This window comes from Bacillus sp. DJP31 (assembly GCF_049310945.1).
In the GTDB taxonomy this organism is placed as follows: domain Bacteria; phylum Bacillota; class Bacilli; order Bacillales; family SA4; genus Bacillus_BS.
Genome location: NZ_JBMERO010000010.1, coordinates 92,924 through 113,760 on the forward strand (window position 1 = coordinate 92,924; position 20,837 = coordinate 113,760).

General features: G+C 35.7%; 20 protein-coding genes and 2 riboswitches. Of the genes, 7 read left to right on the forward strand and 13 right to left on the reverse strand.

The genetic code is table 11. From position 1 onward, the window contains the following. Positions 1 to 90: 90 nt before the first annotated feature. The 5 genes from ACOI1C_RS11355 to ACOI1C_RS11375 all read right to left on the reverse strand — a co-directional run bounded on the left by ACOI1C_RS11355 (position 91) and on the right by ACOI1C_RS11375 (position 6,408). Positions 91 to 1,557, reverse strand: coding sequence for an ABC transporter ATP-binding protein (locus tag ACOI1C_RS11355; protein ID WP_422510696.1), 1,467 nt, complete (start codon positions 1,555 to 1,557; stop codon positions 91 to 93). 2 nt (positions 1,558 to 1,559) lie between these two features. After that, entirely contained in the window at positions 1,560 to 2,141 is a 582-nt protein-coding gene (locus tag ACOI1C_RS11360; protein ID WP_422510643.1) for an ECF transporter S component, read from the reverse strand. A gap of 14 nt (positions 2,142 to 2,155) precedes the next feature. Further along, positions 2,156 to 2,836: a thiaminase II gene (gene tenA / locus ACOI1C_RS11365; RefSeq protein WP_422510644.1), complete on the reverse strand. Its 681-nt coding sequence runs from the start codon at positions 2,834 to 2,836 to the stop codon at positions 2,156 to 2,158. 105 nt (positions 2,837 to 2,941) lie between these two features. Continuing rightward, positions 2,942 to 3,047: riboswitch (TPP riboswitch) on the reverse strand. A gap of 153 nt (positions 3,048 to 3,200) precedes the next feature. Then, positions 3,201 to 4,664, reverse strand: a complete 1,464-nt coding sequence (locus ACOI1C_RS11370) for a methyl-accepting chemotaxis protein (RefSeq protein WP_422510645.1) — start codon at positions 4,662 to 4,664, stop codon at positions 3,201 to 3,203. Between the two features lie 526 nt (positions 4,665 to 5,190). Further along, on the reverse strand, positions 5,191 to 6,408 hold the full coding sequence (locus ACOI1C_RS11375) for an EAL and HDOD domain-containing protein (protein ID WP_422510646.1): 1,218 nt from the start codon (positions 6,406 to 6,408) through the stop codon (positions 5,191 to 5,193). A gap of 610 nt (positions 6,409 to 7,018) precedes the next feature. Between ACOI1C_RS11375 and ACOI1C_RS11380 the strand changes: the two genes are divergently transcribed. After that, positions 7,019 to 7,396 carry a hypothetical protein gene (locus tag ACOI1C_RS11380; protein WP_422510647.1) on the forward strand — a complete coding sequence of 126 codons (378 nt, stop codon included), beginning with the start codon at positions 7,019 to 7,021 and terminating at the stop codon, positions 7,394 to 7,396. 231 nt (positions 7,397 to 7,627) lie between these two features. Then, the gene (locus ACOI1C_RS11385) at positions 7,628 to 7,828 is read left to right on the forward strand and encodes a hypothetical protein (protein WP_422510648.1); all 201 of its coding nucleotides are present in this window, start codon (positions 7,628 to 7,630) and stop codon (positions 7,826 to 7,828) included. 719 nt (positions 7,829 to 8,547) lie between these two features. Here ACOI1C_RS11385 and modB read toward each other — a convergent pair. Together modB and modA are read right to left on the reverse strand one after the other, a co-directional pair. Next, positions 8,548 to 9,210, reverse strand: coding sequence for a molybdate ABC transporter permease subunit (gene modB / locus ACOI1C_RS11390; protein ID WP_422510697.1), 663 nt, complete (start codon positions 9,208 to 9,210; stop codon positions 8,548 to 8,550). A gap of 1 nt (position 9,211) precedes the next feature. After that, the gene (gene modA / locus ACOI1C_RS11395; RefSeq protein ID WP_422510649.1) at positions 9,212 to 9,979 is read right to left on the reverse strand and encodes a molybdate ABC transporter substrate-binding protein; all 768 of its coding nucleotides are present in this window, start codon (positions 9,977 to 9,979) and stop codon (positions 9,212 to 9,214) included. A gap of 164 nt (positions 9,980 to 10,143) precedes the next feature. Here modA and ACOI1C_RS11400 point away from each other — a divergent pair, with 164 nt between their 5' ends. The 3 genes from ACOI1C_RS11400 (at position 10,144) to ACOI1C_RS11410 (ending at position 11,538) form a co-directional block, all read left to right on the forward strand. After that, entirely contained in the window at positions 10,144 to 10,956 is an 813-nt protein-coding gene (locus tag ACOI1C_RS11400) for an EcsC family protein (protein WP_422510650.1), read from the forward strand. Positions 10,957 to 11,095: 139 nt separating this feature from the next. Then, positions 11,096 to 11,434: an erythromycin esterase family protein gene (locus ACOI1C_RS11405; protein ID WP_422510651.1), complete on the forward strand. Its 339-nt coding sequence runs from the start codon at positions 11,096 to 11,098 to the stop codon at positions 11,432 to 11,434. Continuing rightward, positions 11,407 to 11,538, forward strand: coding sequence for a hypothetical protein (locus ACOI1C_RS11410; protein ID WP_422510698.1), 132 nt, complete (start codon positions 11,407 to 11,409; stop codon positions 11,536 to 11,538). Before ACOI1C_RS11405 ends, ACOI1C_RS11410 begins: the two co-directional genes overlap by 28 nt. Before the next feature lie 279 nt (positions 11,539 to 11,817). Here the strand turns inward: ACOI1C_RS11410 and ACOI1C_RS11415 are convergent, their stop codons facing one another. Together ACOI1C_RS11415 and sugE are read right to left on the reverse strand one after the other, a co-directional pair. Further along, positions 11,818 to 13,203, reverse strand: coding sequence for an aldehyde dehydrogenase (locus tag ACOI1C_RS11415; RefSeq protein ID WP_422510652.1), 1,386 nt, complete (start codon positions 13,201 to 13,203; stop codon positions 11,818 to 11,820). Positions 13,204 to 13,399: 196 nt separating this feature from the next. Beyond that, entirely contained in the window at positions 13,400 to 13,723 is a 324-nt protein-coding gene (gene sugE, locus ACOI1C_RS11420; protein WP_422510653.1) for a quaternary ammonium compound efflux SMR transporter SugE, read from the reverse strand. 127 nt (positions 13,724 to 13,850) lie between these two features. Continuing rightward, a riboswitch (guanidine-I (ykkC/yxkD leader) is annotated at positions 13,851 to 13,948 on the reverse strand. A 437-nt stretch (positions 13,949 to 14,385) separates the two neighbouring features. Here sugE and ACOI1C_RS11425 point away from each other — a divergent pair. Next, positions 14,386 to 15,696, forward strand: coding sequence for a hemolysin family protein (locus tag ACOI1C_RS11425; RefSeq protein ID WP_422510654.1), 1,311 nt, complete (start codon positions 14,386 to 14,388; stop codon positions 15,694 to 15,696). Between the two features lie 125 nt (positions 15,697 to 15,821). Next, a complete protein-coding gene (locus ACOI1C_RS11430; RefSeq protein ID WP_422510655.1) occupies positions 15,822 to 16,784 on the forward strand; it encodes a cation diffusion facilitator family transporter in 963 nt (320 codons plus the stop codon). A gap of 40 nt (positions 16,785 to 16,824) precedes the next feature. Here ACOI1C_RS11430 and ACOI1C_RS11435 read toward each other — a convergent pair whose 3' ends face one another. From ACOI1C_RS11435 to ACOI1C_RS11450, 4 genes are all read right to left on the reverse strand, one after another. Next, complete coding sequence (locus ACOI1C_RS11435) at positions 16,825 to 18,129, reverse strand: hemolysin family protein (protein WP_422510656.1); 1,305 nt, start codon at positions 18,127 to 18,129, stop codon at positions 16,825 to 16,827. 107 nt (positions 18,130 to 18,236) lie between these two features. Further along, positions 18,237 to 18,659 carry a MerR family transcriptional regulator gene (locus tag ACOI1C_RS11440; protein ID WP_422510699.1) on the reverse strand — a complete coding sequence of 141 codons (423 nt, stop codon included), beginning with the start codon at positions 18,657 to 18,659 and terminating at the stop codon, positions 18,237 to 18,239. 152 nt (positions 18,660 to 18,811) lie between these two features. Then, positions 18,812 to 19,456, reverse strand: a complete 645-nt coding sequence (locus ACOI1C_RS11445) for a CPBP family intramembrane glutamic endopeptidase (RefSeq protein ID WP_422510657.1) — start codon at positions 19,454 to 19,456, stop codon at positions 18,812 to 18,814. 165 nt (positions 19,457 to 19,621) lie between these two features. After that, positions 19,622 to 20,833 carry an efflux RND transporter periplasmic adaptor subunit gene (locus tag ACOI1C_RS11450; RefSeq protein ID WP_422510658.1) on the reverse strand — a complete coding sequence of 404 codons (1,212 nt, stop codon included), beginning with the start codon at positions 20,831 to 20,833 and terminating at the stop codon, positions 19,622 to 19,624. Positions 20,834 to 20,837 lie beyond the last annotated feature (4 nt).

The window sequence follows — 20,837 nt, forward strand, 5'->3', positions numbered from 1 at the left end:
AGCGATTTTACAAATATATCGGCGATTTTCCGAATATATCAGCGATTTTCCGAATATATCGACAATAATCCATATTTATCCTATTTATCTTTATTTCACATATTGAAGATGCTTTGTTACTTCTTTCTTTGTGATGTAGCTGTCCTCCACTAATTGCCCATCCCGAATCGTCCACTTTCTGGTTGCAAAATGTTCAACGATGTTTTCGTCATGTGTCACCATGAGAATAGTAGTGCCTTTTTTTCGTTCTTCTTCTAAATCATTCAATAAGGCAAAGGTGTTTTTACTGTCTTGACCAAAGGTTGGTTCATCTAATAATAAAATCGCTTGATTCTGTATAATGGATGCAGCGACACTCAGCCTTCTTTTCTGTCCCATTGACAGCTGGTAAGGGTGCTTATGCTGATGGTCAACTAATTGAAAACGTTCAAGTTTATCGACTACCTTTTCACGGATTACACTCTCATTCTCTTGGCAGAGACGAAGAGAATGGGACAGCTCGTCGTAAACAGAATGGGTAACAAATTGAAACTCTGGATTTTGAAAAACAAAGGCTAATTCAAGAAATAGTTCTCTTTTTCGGTGAACTAGCTTCCCATTTAGCACATAATCACCACTTGTTTTAAGTAGCTGCATCAAGCCTAGAAGCAAACTACTCTTACCTGCCCCATTTTCTCCAAAGATAGTAATCCACTCGTGAGTATCGATGTCTGCTTTTGGGACGAATACAACTCGTTCCTTCTTTCTTTTAACCTCAAAGTCTTTTAAAGATAGAATAGGGGTAGTTAGTTGTTGCGCAAAAGTTTCCATTTTTTCTTCCCGTTTGGCAGCAAACTCATCCCAGACTCCAGGGTACCAAATACCGTGTTCGCGTAATAAAGATAAATGAGAAGATAAGACCTCCGCCTTTTTCCCATCTGCTATTATTTCTCCAAACCTATTAAACACAATCACTCGATCAACTATTTCTATAACATGTTCGAGTTTATGCTCAACAATAACTAATGTTTGATTACTCATCAATTTCCTTATTGTATCCCATACATCCTTCGTTCCCTCTGGATCGAGCATGGCCGTTGGTTCATCTAAAAATAAAACATCCGGTTCAAGCGCCAAGATTGAGGCAATTGCAAGCCTTTGTTTTTGACCACCTGATAAAGTTTGGATATTTGTATGTGAATCTGCTAATCTTAACCCTACCTTTTCTAGGTAACTATCTATTTTCTCCTTCATCAATTCTCTTGGAGTTTGCAGATTTTCTAGGACAAAGGCAATTTCCTCATCCACATATGGCATACAAAATTGGCTATCTGGATCTTGAAATACGTAACCCGATGAGTCCGGAATGTGGAGTGCTTCTGCTTTCATCGGGACTACCACTGAGTGTGGAATAATACCTGCAAACACCTGTAACAATGTTGATTTCCCACACCCTGAAGGGCCAAGGAGAAGCACTTTCTCCCCCTTGTTTATCGATACACTCAAGTCCTTAAACAGCAATCCTTCTTCTTTTGGAAATTTTAATCTCAATTTCTCAACATGGATGTAAGGCTTCATTATCATTGATTTAGTGCATCATAATCAGATTGGTCAGCCGTCCGAACAAGGTTTGTAACCCCAGTTTTTTCTAAAGCCTTCACTAATACATAAGCAAAAATTCCCGCTAATAGAATCGCACCCACTGTTCTAGCACCAATGAACAGACTCAGGTTCCAAAGTGCTAGATCGCCAAGATACCCTTTATACCAATCCATAAGTAGGGATCCAACAGTTGAACCGATTGCTGCTAGGATTACTACACCCATGTCAAAGCGTTTATATAAGAATAATAGAAACACTAGCTCAGCACCTAATCCTTGAAGCACACCATAAAGTAAAACTTCTACTCCGTATTGTGAACCCAATAATAATTCTCCAGAAGAGGCTGCAATCTCTGCTAGAAGGGCAACACCCGGCTTACGAATAATGAGAAACGCGACTGTTGCCGCAATAAACCACATTCCATACACAAGCTGGTCGATATGAAGACCTAATGGTGCAACGAATGAATACAGTGGTCCCCATAGCTTATAAACAACCCCAAACACAATGGCTATCACAATCGTTATTAATACATCTGTTAATTTTAGTCCTCTTGACATATCAATTTCCTCCGTTATATTAGTTGTGATGAGTTAGATACAGGCCATTTTTCTTTTGTATAGGCCATTTCCCAAAAAGAATACTCATACTGACTACTCAACCAGAAATGCTCTCTCATCCGGTTACGATCGTCTTCTGTTACCGTCTCGGCAATCTCATCTAAGCGATTAATTTGTTCTTCTACCAACTCTCTAAACCATTCCCCGCCATATGCAGCAATCCAATCCTGATAGATTGGCTCTGCTGGCGTTGCACCTTGAAGTCTTTCACCAATCTCATAGTAAAGCCAATAGCAAGGCAGCAAGGTTGAAAGAATATCTCCTAAATGCCCATAGCCTCCTCGGTACATATGTGAGGTATAAGCATACGCAGTAGGTGCAGGGCGAAAGGCATCTCTTTCTTCCTGCGTTATTCCTAAACGTTTTGAGAAGTTTTCGTGTAGCTGGAGCTCCGCTTCATATGTGCCTTGAGCGTGAGCAGCAAATCTTGCGGTTGTATGTATATCTCCTGCTTTGGCTGCCCCAAGTGCTTGAATTTTTGAAAAATGAGTTAAATAGTAAGCATCCTGTAAAATGTAGTACCGAAAGCAATCGAGTGGTAAACTTCCGTCAGCAATTCCAGTAACAAAAGGATGTGTAAAGCTTGCTTCCCAAATTGAGTCAGCGTTTTGTCTTATTTGCTCAGTAAATTTCATGCTTTTTCCTCCCATTTTTTTTGATAATAGGTTAGCTAGACGCAAAAAAACCACTTCCCTTACAAACGTAAGAAAAGTGGTTAGTATTGGAGACCATAATAGACATAGTTCCATCCCTCACTTCCCTACGCTGGTATAATCCAGATCAGGTTCAAAGGGTCTTAAAGTATACTTTAATCTCAGCCTTTTAAAGGCTCCCCCAGTGGAAAAATATTCAATTTCGAATTCGTATTTATCATAACATTTCAAATCGAATTGTCAATAATAAATTTTCACCCTCTTACACTATATTTTAAAATATGGATAACTGAAATTATTTGGATTCAAAAAAGCACGCCCAATAAGCGTGCTTTTTAAGCATAATTTAATTCATACTTGATAAACGCTCAACCGCTTCATCCGTTTGTTTAATTGTAACTAGTAGTTCTTCATTTTTGTCATTTTGCGTTTGGGCAGTTGCAGTAATCTCTTCAATGGCTGCCGTTGTTTGTTGGATTACTGCCGCAAACTCATTGACTGCTCTTTCAACTTGATTTGAATCATTCCCAATTTTATTTGCAAGCTCTTCAAACGAATTGACTTCTTGAAGTAGTGTGTGGATATGTGTGTCAATCCCTTCAAATATCGCCTTCGTTTGTTGTGTTATTTGGATATTGCCATCCATCTCTGTTCCAATATCCAGCATTTGTCCTTGCGTTTTGGTCGTACTCGTGCTGATTTCAGAAAGGTTACCAGATATTTTTTTGGCAGTCTGTTCTGTCGTTTCAGCTAATTTACGAATTTCCTCAGCAACGACCGAGAACCCTCTTCCACTTTCTCCAGCTCGTGCGGCTTCAATAGACGCATTTAAGGCAAGGAGATTCGTTTGAGTGGTAATGTCTTGAATAGCTTTAATAGATGAAGTTGATTCACTTACAAATTGACTCAACTGCTTCATTTCCTGTGACATAGACACAATAAGAGCTCTGAATTGATGCATTTTGTCTTCTAACTGAATGGCTTTTACACTACCTTGTTTTGAATCTTCAACCGATTGAGTTGTACGCTCGCTAATCGTATGAACACGTCCAAGCATTTCCTGAACCATGCCATTTGTATTTTCAATAACATCCATAATATCATTTACTGCATTTGCCTGAGATTGCATACCAGTTGCAACCTCTTGAATAGAGGTATTTACTTCATTAAAAGATTGCTGATTAATACCTGATTGATCACGAATATCTCTCATATTTACAGCGATAATTCCAGTGTTTTCTATTATAGCAACTTTTGTATCTTGTTCTTTAGCTAATGATTCTTCCATACTAGCAGACATTTCTTCAAGTCTAGTATTAAATTGTCTTGAAATCACTTCTTGTAAGAAAAGCACGACAAACACCAATACTAATAAAAGTAACGTAGAAGTCATATTTTCAATTAGTTCATAAGCAACTGTCATATAATATCCAACCATAAGTCCAGTTGATAAAATCATACCCGTTACTACAAGCTTACGATCCAAGTAAAGGGCTGCGCAGGCTAATAAATAAAAAGGTAACAAAATATTCGTTTCAGAGATACCACCAAACATAATCAAACCTAATACTGCTGTAATTCCTACTAAAGCTAAGTATGGAAGAGCATTTGTAAGCTTCTTAGTAAAATGAAGTGAACCAACAATTGCAATGACAGTAGATCCACCGATAACCACTTTGAGGATAGTTGCCAATTTAGCTCCTATTGAAAGATCCACAACTGTTGCTAGCACAACAGAAACAACTAACATAATAAACATAATCTTGTTTTTTCTTCTTAAAGTCTCAAACTTAATCAAATCTTGATCCATTTGGCCCACTCCTCTTAATCTATGTATCCTTATTATCGGTTCAACTATATTGATTTTTTATAAAGTAAAATTTACCAATTTAACTTAAAACGACAAATAACGACAAGTTTACTCTTTATATAATATGAGATTGATAAGCCTTCGTCTATATTTATTTTTGATTAATCTTATAAGAGGATGTTCAAAAAGTCCGGCAAAAATAGCTTCGAATTTCTTCGTCAGCTCGTCTTTTCCGCTCCTCTCGTATACAAAACATACGCGCAGGAAGCTCAAGACTTCGCTTCCTTGAACTTCTTTGCTCTTTTTGTCCTCCTTTTTGAACAGGCTCTATAAGAAAGAAGGTTTAGACTTTTTAAATAAGTGGTAAGGATACGTATAGCGATTTGGTGGAGGAATTTTATGACTGAAAACCATCTTCTTCGGTGTTATGTGGTTTCTAGTGAACTATATTTTTACCTATATCTTAATTTAAAAAATTCCCTTTATTTACCAAGGGAATTTTCAGCGTATTCGTAAAAAGTTCATACTATGCAGTCACAATCACATCTACAATATAAGTAGACCATTCAATCGCTTTTGAGTAGCAATCCATCCCCACTTCTTCTGTGATTTGTAATTTTTGGCATAGTTCAGAAAAAAGCAACCAATCCCCTGTCTCTAAGGACTTCATTAGAAGTAATGAATCTCCAAAAACATTATCTGACCCAATTAAAGCATCCTTTATCTCAGTAGAAAAGGGTAGTTCCTCCAATGCAATTTCCATTGGGCGATGAAGTAATGTATCAATTAAGGAAAACATCCCGAGTAAAAAAAGTTCAGAGCTGTTCTGTTTTACATGTTCAGCTAAAAGTTCACCCATTTTAGCTCTTGTTAAACATAATTGTATAACCTGAATAGAGACTTCTTTGTTCAAACTAGATAAAGAAATAATGAAGATCCACTTTTTTACTTCTGTTAATCCTAATAATACAATTGCTTGCTTAATAGATGTAATCTTACTTCTTAATTGAAAACCAGCAGAATTGATTAACTTTAATAGCTTGTATGACAAGGCTAAGTCTCGTTCTACTAGACTAGTTATATTTTCAATGTTAGGATCTATTTTATTAATCTCTTGAATTATCTCAACGTGAAAATGGGAGATAACAGGTACATCATCCGCTTTGATAATAACCGGCTTGCTAAAGAAGTATCCTTGAAAATAATGGTAACCAAGCTTTACGGCCAATTCAAATTCTTCTCTTGTTTCAACCTTCTCCGCTAAGAGCTTGATTCCGTGTTCCCTAGCCAGTTCTAACAATATTCTATGCTCTATGGCTGTCGTTTTAGGAAATTCAACTTTAATTATGTCCGCCAGGGATACTAACTCTTTGTATTTATCTTCATATATAAAATCATCTAATGCAATGGCATATCCTAATTTCTTCAAATTAGTTATGGCTTCAATAACTTCCACAGTTGGTTCTATGTCTTCTAATATTTCGACCACCACAGATTCAGCTGGAAAATATGTAGGAAAGCCCTTAAGCAAAAGATTCACTGTAAAATTAATAAAGCATTTTTTATCATTTGCTATCTTATCCACACCAATTGTCACAAAGCTATTCACTAAAACATCAATTGTTGCTTTATCTCCATCAAAATGATTATAAAAGTTCTCTTGACCATTTCTATATAATAATTCATAGCCGTATAGTTGTTCATTTGAATCTAAAATCGGTTGTCTTGCTACAAAAACTTCCAAGTAAGTTCCCCCTTGATGCGTAAAAATACTTTCTTAATTATAAACCACTTCGACAATAGTTAACAGGGGTTCACAGGGTTTTTTCCTGAAAAGAAAGTGGGAATTTCATGTTAAGGTTTAGAAAGATAAAGTAATCTCGAAATTTTTAAAGTATGTAATAGATTTCGAAATAAGCTTGAATTAGAAACAAGAAAAAAATACTTTTCAAAACTAGAGCATTTACTTAAAAAATCAAATAAGAATACGGAAGAGAAACAATTCTAGATTTGTGTTATCGATTAAACTAATTATCCCACTAGCTCAGAATAGGTAATGATTTTCGGTAGACGCACTCGGAGTGGATTAAAGACTAAACCTAGAAAATCTTTATATTTCCCCGAAAAATCATTTTAATAAAATAGAATTTAAAAAAGAGAGAATATTATAACATAAATTGAAAATAAAGTGTATTGGGAAAATAGGGCTTAATAATAGCGTTTAATCAATGAAAAACACCATGATTTTCCCAATACACTTTTTCTGAATATTGGTATATGAATGAAAATGGATATTGTTTACTGCATATTCAAATTAAGTATCTTTAGGATTTACAGATTTAGAAATTCAGAACATGGACAAAGAAGAATTTCTTCTAAATAAGGATCTAATTGGTGAAGTTGTAAGTTCTTCAACTGAGTATTTTAAAATAATTGCCCCCTCTTCAGAAGATGCATTAAACAATCAAATAAGTGAGCTATATAAAGAAAAAGAAAAAGTTGTTAAACCGTCTAAATTAATAAAGTTGGACCAACAGGCTTATTTTGATGAATTGGCTAAAGACAAGGAATTATCTGCGCTAGAAGATAATAAAGGTCTATTTTCGATTACAGCTAGTAGCGACACGGAACCTACATCTTATAAGCGAATGACAACAACTATAACTAAACTTAATACGAACACATATCGTTTAAAAAATTCTGTAACGTGGGATAAATTACCGTTTTACTGATATGTAGATGTTACTGGAGTTGGAATTAATGAATCCTTTTGGGGTCCTGTAGTAGACACTCAATATGGAAAGCAAGACTGGACAACCTGGAGTTACTGTAATAATACTCAATCTGGCAGTGCTACTTATAACACTAGTAGTAGTGCATTTAAAAAGGGTTCTGGTGGATATTCATTAAAGGTTAATCTTCCTAATGATGAAACAGTTGGAGGATGTGCTGCAGATAAAGTTATGACTCTATCAAGCTATATGTACTATTCTGTAAATGTGTTAGCAAGTAGTAATGTAATTGATGCTTATGGACAATATGCGCATCAAGAAGACGAATATACTCTTTCACCAAGTATTTCTTTAACGGGATTTTCTTTCGGAGTTACTCCAGCAAATGTATTTTCAATCCATCCTAATACTCATGCTCAGGTTTATAGATAAATCCAAGAAAACCTTCCATTTTATTGGAAGGTTTTGGTTTTTCTGATTAAAATTAAGTTATTTTTTTTTTAAAATGGCTTATTAATATATTTATAATATATATCATACCAATCGCTGCAAATAAAAAAATAATGAAGTTCATTCCTTCAGATTTATGAAAGTTATTAAACCCTCGTAAATAATAAAATAAAAAAGCAAATGATATATATATTGCTGCTGATACGTGTTTCAATCTTATCGACTCCTTTACTTTTCATCTGATTTACTTGACTTGCAAAAATATTGTCAGCTAGAATTTTGTCTATTGCCTCAATTGCTAATTACCATTGTCGAAACAGTAAAAAAAGTCATTGTGCATTTTTGGTGTAGAGTTTTGACCTACAACTTCTTAGAGCATCAACGTCATGATGGCAAAGAGAAATACCATTAAAGATAGGATTTGGAAAGACCACCTTGGTAAATCACTGTATACGCTTACGAACAGGCATTAGCTAAAAAATTGCTCGCTGAGGTACTGAAAGAACTAAAGCTTACAGCTTTAAAATCATTTAGACTGCATAAACTATCAGTCTGCCCTTTTTTAGGGGTCTGTCTTAAAAATGCATTAGTCATGTGATTTATAATTTTCTAACTATTCCGAATTTTAAACTAAATTACCTGAATTTAATAGGTTTTTATTTATTATTTACCAATAAATGACGCCCCTTTTTATGGAATATCTATTTCCCCGGTTTAATGTAATAAACAATAAGTAGCATCATAAACGATATAAAAATCATCACAGTAACCAAGATCCAAGCCGTCTCCATGTTCCCGGAATCCATCGCAATATAGATAGCCGTTGGAATGGTCTGGGTCTTTCCAGGAATATTTCCCGCTACAATCAAGGTTGCTCCAAACTCACCTAATGCTCTAGCGAAACTCAATATACTTCCTGTCACGATTGCTTTAAAAGCTAAGGGTAAGGATATTTTAGTAAATACTTTCTTTTCGCTCGCTCCATCCACTCTTGCTGCATCTTCTATTTCTGTATCTACAGCTTCAAAACCCGTCTTTGTTGATTGGTACATTAAAGGAAATGCAACAACCGTAGAAGCTAGAACAGCAGCCCACCATGTAAAAACAACGGGCTGATTAAAAAGCCACTCAAAAAACTCCCCAATCGGACTGTTCGCTCCAAACGTAACTAATAGGACAAAACCAACAACCGATGGAGGCAGCACCAACGGTAAAAGTAGCAGTGTTTCTATGATTACTTTCCCCTTAAACTGAGCTCGAGCCATTACACGACCAACAATAGTCCCTAAAATTATTACAGTAAGACTCGCTAAACAGGCCACCTGAATAGAAAGCATTATAGGTTCAATCAACTCAACCATCATTCTATTTTTCCAATCCTTTAAATCCATATTTTTCAAAAATCACGATCACTTGCTTTCTTTGTAAAAAATGATAGAAGATCTCCGTTTCTTCGAGGTGACTCGTATTGTTAATAACACCAATTGAATAGTTAATAGGAGAATGCCATTTCTCATCCGCTGTTGACAAAACGGTAACTTTTGGAGATGTTAAGGCATCAGTTAAATAGACGATTCCTAGCTCCACATTTTCTGTTTCCAAATAAGAAAGAACCTGTCTAACGTCTTTCCCATAAATTAATTTCGGTTCAATCTGTTTCCATATCCCGATTGATTGAAATGTTTCTTTCGCGTATTGTCCAGCTGGGACAGTTTCAGGAAGCCCAATAGCAATAGATTGTATATTATTATTTTTTATATCTTGAAAAGAAAGAACATGATTATTTGCATTTTTTTTTTCAATTAATACGAGTGAATTTTGAAGAATGTCTACACTTTTATCCTTCATAATCAGATCTTGTTGTTTAAGTAACTCGAATTTTTCTTTTGAAGCAGATAAAAATAGATCAATTGGTGCCCCTTGAACAATTTGTTGCTGTAGAGATCCAGATGAGCCAAAATTAAAAGAAACTTGTATAGTCGGATATTCCTTCGTAAATTCATCCCTTATTTCTTCCAAAGCATCCTTCAGACTAGCGGCAGCAGAAATGGTAATCTCTTTAGACTCTATATCAGACTGCATGCCACAACCAGTAAAACTCACAAGAATAAAAAGCAAAAAAAGATATTTCATAGTACACCTCTTAAATTTTAAAGTTTTTTCCTTATGTACTATACCGAAATAATCTGTTGTGACAACAAGTAATTGTTTTATTGCTTATATCAACTATAAATTAAGCTGAAACTATATGAAACAACATACGTACATTAACTGAAGTATTTTTAAGGAGATGGATAATGGAGACTAAAGAAGAACTAGAACTGGAACTGCGAAAGATAGAAGTCTGGGAGAACGATCAGAAAGGACTTTGGTTTTGGGAGAAGCTTGGACGTATTCCCTTTATGTTGTTGGACAAAGTGACACCAGCGTTTATTCAAAATAAGATAAGTTCACTACTTGATGAGCTAGGGCAATTTCTTCAAACAGGTGGCAAATATTTAGTCCAAGAACAGCATATTCTCTCTAAATTCAATCAAAATTTACCTCCGGATACACAAGTACATAGTATTGAAGAAGTTTCACAGGTTCCACTACAGACAATGTACAAAATTAGCTCTGAGCTGAGTAAAAGCAGACAGAACATAGCTACAGTACAAGGGGCTACAACTGGATTCGGTGGGATTTTCACATTAGCGATTGATATCCCCGTTTTGCTTGGATTATCACTAAAAACCCTCCAGGAAATTGCCATCGTTTATGGGTATGATCCAAATGACCGTGCTGAGCGAATTTTCATTGTAAAATCTCTTCAATTTGCATCAGCTGATGTTGTAGGAAAGCAGGCTATCTTAAAAGAACTAGCTGGTTTTTACAAACGAGAGGAACATCAGAAGGAAATGATGTCCCAGCTCCAAGGCTTTCGTGAGGTGGTCTATACATACCGTGATCAATTTGGCTGGAAAAAATTATTTCAGCTAATTCCAGTTGCAGGTATGGTTTTTGGTGCTTTCATTAATCGTTCTATGATTTCGGACATCAGCGAGGCAGGAACAATGCTTTACCAAAAAAGAAGAATAATGGAGAGACTTCATAGCAAAAATAAGGATTGATCGTAAAATTTGATGAATTGTTGGTGATGCCATTTGGTTTTAACCAAGACTATAGAAGAAAGCATCAAGAAACACTCCCTCCCCTATGAACATGATCAACATCTAGCACCTCTACTTGAGACCATTGGAGAGGTGAAGTATGTTCTTTTGGGGGGAAGCTTCACATGGTACATCAGAATTTTATACGAAGCGTTCAGAGATTACGAAAAGACTAATTCTAGAAAAAAAGTTCACTTTCATTGCAGTTGAAGGAGATTGTCCCTCCTGTTATGAAGTGAATCGTTATGTGTTGGGCTATGAAACTCCTTACACTAGTGGAAAAGAAGTACTACAAGCCTTTAACAGGTGGCCAACCTGGATGTGGGCAAATGAAGAAGTATTGGATTTAGTTGAATGGTTAAAAGAATATAATGAATCACAAGAAGTCTTGGCCACCGAGCAATTGGAGTTATTTATCACCCTGAGCACGAGCATTTAGGAAATTATGTGCCATCAAGAATGTCCGAACGCTATGATGCATTTATCTTTATTGATGAAACAAAAGCATTATCACCCATTTCCGTTCTGAATGAAACAATTTAGAAGCTACCCATTTCGATTGGGTAGCTTTTTGACGTTATATGTTTGATTTTTTGCTGAAATTAGAAATTCACCTCAACTAAACTAGTTCGCAATCACAATGAGACAGTGATTTTCGGCAATAATTTCAATATATCAGCGTTTTTTTCATTTTATCAGCGATTTATGAGATATATCAGCGATTCTTCCATTATATCGGCGATTACTCGGATATATCAGCGATAAGACGTTTTTCGACAAAATAATCACATCCAACCTCCGCAAAAACTATGCAACTAGATTCTATTTCAACAACTTCTTAACAATGGCTAGCCCATTCTTAAAAGTAGGATACCTAAACGGCAAATCAACCTTTGTTGTCTGTTTTAAAATACTTTTGTAATGGGAGAACGTAGAGAAACTAAATTCACCGTGATAGCTTCCAATTCCACTTTCTCCTACTCCTCCAAATGGTAAATACGGGGTAGCAATATGCATTAATGTATCATTAATACAGCCCCCTCCAAACGAAATATTCTCAGTAACCTTTGCTTGAGTTGTCTGACTCTCCGAGAATAAATAGAGAGCAAGTGGCTTAGGGCGAGACTGGATCAGTGCTATTGCATCTTCTAGAGTTTCATACTCCACTACTGGAAAAATCGGACCAAAGATTTCTTCCTTCATAACAGCTGAATCTAATGAAACCTGATCTAATATAGTTGGCTCCATTTTAAGCTCTTCCTTATTTGACCCCCCTCCAAAGATGACTTCCCCGTCTCTCAGATAAGTGGATAATCGATCAAAATGACTTTCATTCACTATGCGCCCATAATCAGGATTGTTCAGAGCATCACCGTAAAATTCTTTTATTGTGAATTCAAGCTTCTCTAGAAAAACAGATTTAATTTCTTTATCAACCAGTAAATAATCAGGTGCGATACAGGTTTGACCAGCATTTGTAAACTTTCCAAATGCAATTCTCTTAGCCGCTATCTCCAGGTTCGCATCTCTATGAACGATACATGGGCTTTTCCCACCAAGTTCAAGCGTTACGGGTATTAACTGATTTGCTGCCTCACGCATCACGATTTTCCCAACTGCTACACTACCTGTAAAAAAAATATAGTCTAGACGTTGCTTAAGAAGGATTTGACTTATTTTCACACCACCTTGTATAACACTTACAAGGTCCTCATCAAAAGTATTAGTTATTATCTTTTCAATAACGGCTGAAACATGGGGTGTTAATTCAGATGGTTTAATAATCGCTGTGTTTCCTGCTGCAATCGCACCTACTAGTGGGGAGATTGCTAACAAAAAGGGATAATTCCAAGGAGCAATTATAAGTACGACCCCATATGGTTCAGGTATAACGTAACTGGTTGATCCAACATGGGTAAGTGCTGTTTGACTCCGCTTTGGCTTCGCCCACCCTTTTAGTTTTGAGGTTACAAGACTTATTTCCTTAAGAAGCATTCCAATTTCAGTTGTATAAGCTTCTAAATTAGATTTGTTTAAATCCTTTTTAAGGGAATCCATGATCAGATCTTCATATTGAATAACAGCTTCTCTGAGTTGTTTTAATTGGGTAATTCTTCTATCTAAGTCCCTTGTTGAACCCTTGTAAAAGGAAATTCTCTGTCTTTCTACAATTTTACTTATTGAATCTTCATTCCAATCGTTCTTCATCCAAAGCACCTCTTCCAAAAAACAAGCTCTATCTTATAGTATAAGAATCTTATTCACAAAATGCTATTTACTTATTGCATCTCCCTCAAATAAAAAGGCAAGTACATGGAGAGCCGTGAATAGGTTAGATCCAATAAATCGAAAAGGATGTTGAAAATGCTCACTAAAGTCAGGTCATTTTTGTGTATTCCTCTATTTAATGACCACCTGCTGTAACCTTTAACCCAATTATTCCAGTTAGGATGAAAAGTAGAAATACAATTCGAATGAAGTCCCTTGGTTCATTGAATACAATCATTCCCACGATAATTGCACCTATAGCACCGATTCCTGTCCAGATCGCGTAAGCTGTTCCTATCGGAAGTGTTTTGACTGCTAAAGCTAGAAAATAGAAACTAATGATCATGCCTATGATGGTTACAATTGTGGGATAAAGCTTCGAGAATCCTTCCGTGTATTTAAGTCCAATTGCCCAAACCACCTCAAAAACTCCTGCAATTGCTAAATAAATCCAAGCCATGTCCAGTTCCTTCCTCCTTTAATTAATTAAAATTTATTTATATTTCTTACTTCTAAACACATAGGCTTCTCGTTTTTAGTTTGCACATTTTTTAAATAAAAAAGCCCTGAGAGTATTCAATAAAGATAGCTCCCGGGCTTTTGTCCATCCGTGTACATGAGGCATGACTCATGCGTTTTCTCTTGAACCAGACCAAGTATCTGCGGAACCCTAGAAAACCTTTTTATTACGTTCAAAGTTAGCACATGAATATATATTGAGTCAAAATTTTAAATAGAAAACAATTTCCCTTTTGACCCAATAATACCTAATTTCATAAGTGCATTCCATTGACGGGTTTGCTATTCTATTGTAAATTTAAATTAAATAACTTTTTAAAGGGGATGGATCCATTGGGAAGTATTATAGATTAGCAGAGTTGCCAAGTGTTAAGATGAGAATTCCCAATAGATTGTGATAATGAGTTATTTATAAAAATTTCGTATTGATCTTGTTTTCCATTACCTCAAACTCAATATCCCCTATTAGAACCCTCAATTCTTACACTTTAATTAATCTCTTCCAATTTTAGAATAAAGTGAGCTTTTTCAAAGTAAATATTACTAATCTAATAAAATCAGGAGGTGTAATCTTTATTAGTCGGTGACTGGTAAAGAGACTGCTTGGACATATTTAACTTGACGATGGTGGCTATTTTAATTGCGTTAACGGCGTTCTTTGTTGCTTCAGAGTTTGCAATAATTAGAATTCGTAGTACAAGAATTGACCAGCTTGTTTCAGAAGGAAACAAAAATGCAATAGCTGCCAAAAAAGTAATCACTAATTTAGATGAGTATTTATCTGCTTGTCAGCTTGGTATTACAATCACCGCATTAGCTTTAGGATGGATTGGAGAACCAACTGTGGCACATTTGCTTCATCCTTTGTTTAACTCTCTAAATGTGTCAGAAGCTGTTTCAAAAGTGCTGACAATTGTTATTGCATTTATACTAATCACATTTTTACATGTGGTCATTGGAGAGCTAGCTCCAAAGACTCTAGCTATTCAAAAGGCAGAAAAAGTAGCATTACTATCCGCGAGACCTTTAATGTTTTTCTATAAAGTAATGTATCCATTTATTAAGATGCTCAACGGTTCAGCACAGTTACTCCTAGGTGTTTTCGGAATGAAACCTGCATCTGAACACGAGGTTGCGCACTCACAAGATGAACTTCGTTCCATTCTAACTGAAAGCTATAACAGTGGGGAAATCAATCAATCAGAATATAAGTATATGAACAATATTTTTCAGTTTGATGATCGTATTGCAAAAGAAATCATGGTACCTCGTACTGAAATAATTGCTTTTGATCATGCAATGTCACTTGAAGAATCCATTCAGATTGCTTCTACCGAGAACTATACAAGGTATCCAATATACCAAGGTGATAAAGACCATATCATTGGAATGGTCAACATGAAAGAAGTATTGACTGATTACATTAGAGGAAGCCGAGATCAAGCATCTATTGCACATTACGTAAGACCCGTCATACAGGTCATCGAATCGGTTTCATTAGAAAACCTTTTAGTGAAAATGCAAAAAGATCGTGTTCACATGGCCATACTTATTGATGAGTACGGGGGAACGGGTGGACTTGTAACAGTTGAAGATATTCTTGAAGAAATTGTTGGAGAGATTCATGATGAGTTTGACCAGGATGAATCTCCTGATATTCGTAAGATCGACAACAATAAAACAATTATCGACGGTAAAGTATTACTTGAAGATGTAAATAATCTCTTTGGACTACAAATTGACGACAGTGATGTTGATACAATCGGGGGCTGGATGCTGACCGAAAAAATGGATGTCCAAATGGGAGATGCCCTTCAAGTTAATAATTTCGAATTCCGCATTATGGAAATGGAAGGCTTTCACATCAAAAAAATAAAGGTAGAGAGAACCATGATTCAGCAATCTTCTGCTTAAGAAAAAAAGGGAGCATACACTCCCTTTTTTATTTTGAATCTATTTAACAGTCGGGATTCCTTACATAATTATCAGGTTTATTTGGTAAAATTAAGATATGAATGAGAAAAAGAAAGGAACTAACTATGTCATTTATAAAATTATTAAAGCAGGGAAATAAATCATCAGGTATCGCAGCACTTGGAAACACTTTTTTGACCATTATAAAAGCAATAGCTGCCGTCATTAGTGGAAGTGGCACCATGTTCGCTACGACACTCCATTCTGCAGCGGATGCCATCAATCAAGGCTTTGTATTTTTCGGTAGTGCTCTTGCAGAGAAGGCCCCTACAAAACGATTTCCTGCTGGTTTTGGTCGAGTTGTCAATCTCTTCGTCTTAATCGCAGTAATCGTAATATCGATAATGGCCTATGAAACTTTATTAAAAGGCTGGGAGTTGATTCAGCATCCAAAACCAGCGACTAACATTATCCTCAATATTTTTATTTTAACCATCGCAGTCCTTATTGATGGGGCCATTTTATTGAAGGTTATGAAGGAAATTGCTGTAGAAACAAGAAGTAATGCAAAAGGGCTATCTGCTATTGCTGCAAACTCTTTCAAAAATGTAAATTTAGCTTCCCCGCCTACTCGTCTCGTTTTTTACGAGGATATCATTGCTACTTTTGGTGCTTTGCTCGCTTTATTAACAATTTTGATTTCGTATTGGACTGGTTTATACATTCTTGACGGTATAGGTACGCTATTAATTGGATTCTTGTTAATTGGAATTGCCATAAAGATAGGTTATGAAAATACGATTGGTTTAATTGGTGTTGCTGCTCCAAAGGTAGTTGAAGATCGTGTAGCATCTATTATTTTGTCTGACCCTGATATTGTGGATATTAAGAAAATGCGGATTATTCAAGAAGGACGCAAATATCACGTTGAAAGCTATATCGAGCTAAAAGTTGGGTTCACCTTAGCGATTGCAGATGATATTAAATTCCGTGTTAGAGATTTATTGCTCAGTGATTCGGATATTGGAGATGTTACTTTAGGTATTTTGGAATCTGATGGGATTCAGGATTGGAATTCTGAAAGATAAAAAGAAGAACCAGCTCATCACTTGAGCTGGTTCTCTTCTCTTATAAGGGTTGGTCAGCAAGCTTTGTAATTTTTATTGATCTAATTGTATAACCCTCTATTTCAAGTATTTCAAACTCAAAGTTGTTAAGAGTAATTGCATCACCTTGCTTAATCTCCATTCGTTCTGTTAAGATCCAACCACTTATCGTATCGACGTCGGTATCATCGATGTTCAAACCAAATAGGTTGTTGATATCTTCAATTAATACTTTTCCGTCTACGATCGTGACATCTTCGTTCACCTTTTTAATATCAGCGACTTCATCCATATCGAATTCATCTCGAATTTCGCCTACAATTTCCTCGAGGATGTCCTCAACTGTTACTAGTCCAGCAGTACCACCATATTCATCAATTAAAATAGCCATATGAACTCGATCTTTTTGCATTTTAACGAATAAAGTCTTTATTGCAATAGATTCCATAACCTGGATTACGGGTCTAATGTATCTTTCGATTGAATCATCTTGATTTTTTCCATTCACATAATCGGTCAATACTTGCTTCATGTTAACCATTCCAACAATCGTGTCTTTATCCCCATCATAAATGGGGTATCTTGTATAGTTCTCTTCCGAAACAACTCCGATACAATCTCGAACGGTTTGGTTCTTATCAAACGCAACGATTTCCGTTCGAGGTACCATGACCTCTTTTGCAATTCGATCATCAAATGCAAAAATATTACTTACATATTTGAATTCTGACTGATTAATCTCTCCACTTTTAAAACTTTCAGAAAGAATTAGTCGTAGCTCTTCCTCTGAGTGCGCTATTTCATGCTCAGAAACAGGCTTTAAACCGAATAAACCAACTAACAAACGAGCGGACCCGTTTAAAACTTTAATAAAAGGGTACATAATTTTATAGAAGACCATTAACGGTTTGGCAAACAATAAGGTTACTGCTTCTGCTTTTTGTATTGCTACCGTCTTAGGTGCAAGTTCCCCTATTACAACGTGTAAAAAAGTAATTAAAGCAAATGCAATCACAAAGGAAATAATATGTGAAACATTTTCAGCGATTTCAAACTGAGTAAATAAAGGCAATAATAGGCTTTCAACAGTTGGTTCCCCTAACCACCCAAGTCCTAGTGCAGTAATCGTAATACCTAGCTGACAAGCAGATAAATACTCATCAAGGTTGGTAACAACATTTTTTGCTGCATGAGCATTTTTATGACCGCTAGCAATTAATTGATCAATCTGCGTACTACGAATTTTTACAATCGCAAATTCTGAGGCAACGAAGAAGCCAGTTAAGCCAATTAATACCGCTACCATAAGTAAATTTATAATATCCAAGTAGTCTCCATACTCCACAAATGAAGTAAGGAATCCACCTCCTATTTTTTTATATAGTGTTATTAAATATATAGTGTTATTAAATATATTTTCCCCTAAAATCAAAGTTATCCAAGTAGCAATAACAGGGAATGAGCAAGTGTTACACCTTGAGGAGAAAGCTTATTCAAAAGTGCTTCCTTTTGATTAGCATTAAGATTCTCTAGGATTGGCTTCATCTCTTTCATTTCCGCGTTTAGGTGTATCATAAGATTAGATAACTGCTCAAAGTGGTTTTCCACTTTTTGATAATCCTGACAATTTGTTTCTTTTACGAATTCAATCGCTGACTTGATCTCAGACAAAGGCATGTTCAGTTTTTTATAATGTTCAATTAAATACAAATCATGAAGTGCCGTCTCTTCATATATCCTATAATTAGATTCCGTCCTCGTGTGGGATAGGAGGCCTAATTGGGTGTAATAATCGATTGTTCGCTTTGATACATTTGCTTTACTCGCTAACTCACCAATTCTATAGTCCTTCCCAATCTCCTCACCCCTTCCCTTCTATAACTAATCGTATACCGAAAAAACCGTACAGTCAACGTATTAGTTTTACCCACATGTGATGATTTTATGAAAATCTTCCCTACAGCTAGTGGGATAACTATTACATCTTATAGAAATCATACTATCATCGACTAGAATACATGTAAGAAATAAACAAGTATAATACCTAAATCAGCCAGTGCATGACTTATAATGGAAGTCATTATATTGTTTAATTTATATCTAAAATATCCCCACAACACTCCGGCTAGCAATACAGGAAGAACCGAAATTAAATTTAGTGGCCATGTAAACATTGGGATAACAGAAAGCAAATGATACAGGCTATAAAAGAGGGATGTAAGTAGAATGGATCCTTTTACACCTAAACTTTGGTGTAGTCGCCTATACATAAATTCTCTCCAATATAATTCTTCTAGTATTGGGTTAATAACGATTAATACGAGTACAAGCCATATTAATTGAATACCTGTAAATCCCCATTCTTTTACTATTCTTTGCAAGCTAATTAAATCAACAATGTAATCAAATAAATACGTCATTGTACTTAAGATTACAACGCAGCTCACAATCCCACTTATAAGTCCGACTATGACTACACTCTTTTTGTTTGGAATTTGACTAAACAAGCTTCGACTACTATTCCGTTTACTTAACAAAGGGACAAGCAGGAGCCAGCCATAAAAAAGGATGAAGGTTAATGGGATATTTCCGAAAATGGTTAAACCAATTACTATCATCAAGGTTGGTCCAATTAATAAAAGAAGGTGCTTCATTATGGAGTTTCCTTTCATTGGTTAAAATACATTAAATTTGCAATAGCGCTGGGGTCATTTTACTACCAACTCGATAGCATATGTCCCTATCCACTAGGAAAAAACCTATTTTCTCGAATGAAAGACTGCCCAGTATTTGGACAGTCTTTCTGTTAGTTATTCCTGTTAGTCATTACCTTTTCCTACAAAAGCCTTCAATATGATAGTTGCAGAATCCCTCTTAGATATACTTTTTAGGTCAGCCGTAATGAACTCAAAGCCTTTTAATGGCATAACAAAGTGTGAACCATCTTTTATGTCCTTACTTGGATTTCGCAATAATAGGGCATCTAATTCTAACTCATTAGTCACTTCTACTTTTTGTTTTTCCCTCAAGCCCAAAGTTACCTTTGTTTCTTTAAGCCTTCCGTTTTCTGCTAGGTATAACCGTCCTTCTTTACCCGCCTTTTCGACCATTGTATTAGTTGACACTAGGGTAGCATCTACACTTTCTGCCCTTACAATCTCCAACCGTAAATGATGACCAAATGCTAATTGTTCTTCTTCTGTGACACTGACTGTAAACGGAAAATAACTAGTTTCTTGGTCGAGAGATGGAGGATCAACAGGATATGGTGAAATTTCACTAATCGTCCCTACTAATTTTTTATTGTCCAATGAAACGTAAACCTTCTGCCCTATTTCAATCGTTTTGATATCTTGCTCTGATAGCTCCCCTTGAACGACATAAGGATTGCTAATAATTGTTACGAGTTCTTTCAAATTGTTTGAATTCACTTCTTTTACAATTCCGTTAATAGGACTTAGGGTAACGTTGGATTCTTCCTTAGCTTCAATGGCCTCAATTTGGCTATCGTACTCTTTGATATCCAACTCTAATAATTCCTCTTTTAATTCTAACTCTCTAATTTGGCTATCAATGATTATTTCATTTGCTTTTGCCTCAGCCTCTTCGATTTCTGTTTCAAAAGTTGTAGGTATTCTAATGGATCCCAGGGCAGTAATGTCCTTCCTTACTTTGTCTGCTTCAGCTATAGTTCTGTCAATTTTCATCTCAGTCTGTTGTTTTAATCGGTCATATTCATCTGTCTTATATTGAATTAGAACTGTTCCTTTACCGACAGTGTCTCCTTCTTTTACGAGCACTTCATCCAGTAACCCGAACTCTGGATTGTAAGCAATGACTTGCTCATCAGTTGTCGTAACAACTCCATCCTTCATAGTGGAGTTCCGAATATCACTTTTTTGGGGCTTAACGAAACCCTCAACCTTTGTCACGCTATACATTTCATCATTATATTTTTGATAAAGATATACATTTCCAAGTATGAAAATTAAACAAATCAAAATTGTGCAAGACCAGATCCACTTTTTCATATGT

Bases quoted from the DNA above. Each gene is read 5' to 3' on its own strand.
- ACOI1C_RS11355 (WP_422510696.1), bottom strand. From the start codon at position 1,557: ATGAAGCCTTACATCCATGTTGAGAAATTGAGATTAAAATTTCCAAAA.
- ACOI1C_RS11360 (WP_422510643.1), bottom strand. From the start codon at position 2,141: ATGTCAAGAGGACTAAAATTAACAGATGTATTAATAACGATTGTGATA.
- tenA (WP_422510644.1), bottom strand. From the start codon at position 2,836: ATGAAATTTACTGAGCAAATAAGACAAAACGCTGACTCAATTTGGGAA.
- ACOI1C_RS11370 (WP_422510645.1), bottom strand. From the start codon at position 4,664: ATGGATCAAGATTTGATTAAGTTTGAGACTTTAAGAAGAAAAAACAAG.
- ACOI1C_RS11380 (WP_422510647.1), top strand. From the start codon at position 7,019: ATGGACAAAGAAGAATTTCTTCTAAATAAGGATCTAATTGGTGAAGTT.
- ACOI1C_RS11385 (WP_422510648.1), top strand. From the start codon at position 7,628: ATGACTCTATCAAGCTATATGTACTATTCTGTAAATGTGTTAGCAAGT.
- modB (WP_422510697.1), bottom strand. From the start codon at position 9,210: ATGATGGTTGAGTTGATTGAACCTATAATGCTTTCTATTCAGGTGGCC.
- modA (WP_422510649.1), bottom strand. From the start codon at position 9,979: ATGAAATATCTTTTTTTGCTTTTTATTCTTGTGAGTTTTACTGGTTGT.
- ACOI1C_RS11400 (WP_422510650.1), top strand. From the start codon at position 10,144: ATGGAGACTAAAGAAGAACTAGAACTGGAACTGCGAAAGATAGAAGTC.
- ACOI1C_RS11405 (WP_422510651.1), top strand. From the start codon at position 11,096: ATGTTCTTTTGGGGGGAAGCTTCACATGGTACATCAGAATTTTATACG.
- ACOI1C_RS11415 (WP_422510652.1), bottom strand. From the start codon at position 13,203: ATGAAGAACGATTGGAATGAAGATTCAATAAGTAAAATTGTAGAAAGA.
- sugE (WP_422510653.1), bottom strand. From the start codon at position 13,723: ATGGCTTGGATTTATTTAGCAATTGCAGGAGTTTTTGAGGTGGTTTGG.
- ACOI1C_RS11430 (WP_422510655.1), top strand. From the start codon at position 15,822: ATGTCATTTATAAAATTATTAAAGCAGGGAAATAAATCATCAGGTATC.
- ACOI1C_RS11445 (WP_422510657.1), bottom strand. From the start codon at position 19,456: ATGAAGCACCTTCTTTTATTAATTGGACCAACCTTGATGATAGTAATT.
- ACOI1C_RS11450 (WP_422510658.1), bottom strand. From the start codon at position 20,833: ATGAAAAAGTGGATCTGGTCTTGCACAATTTTGATTTGTTTAATTTTC.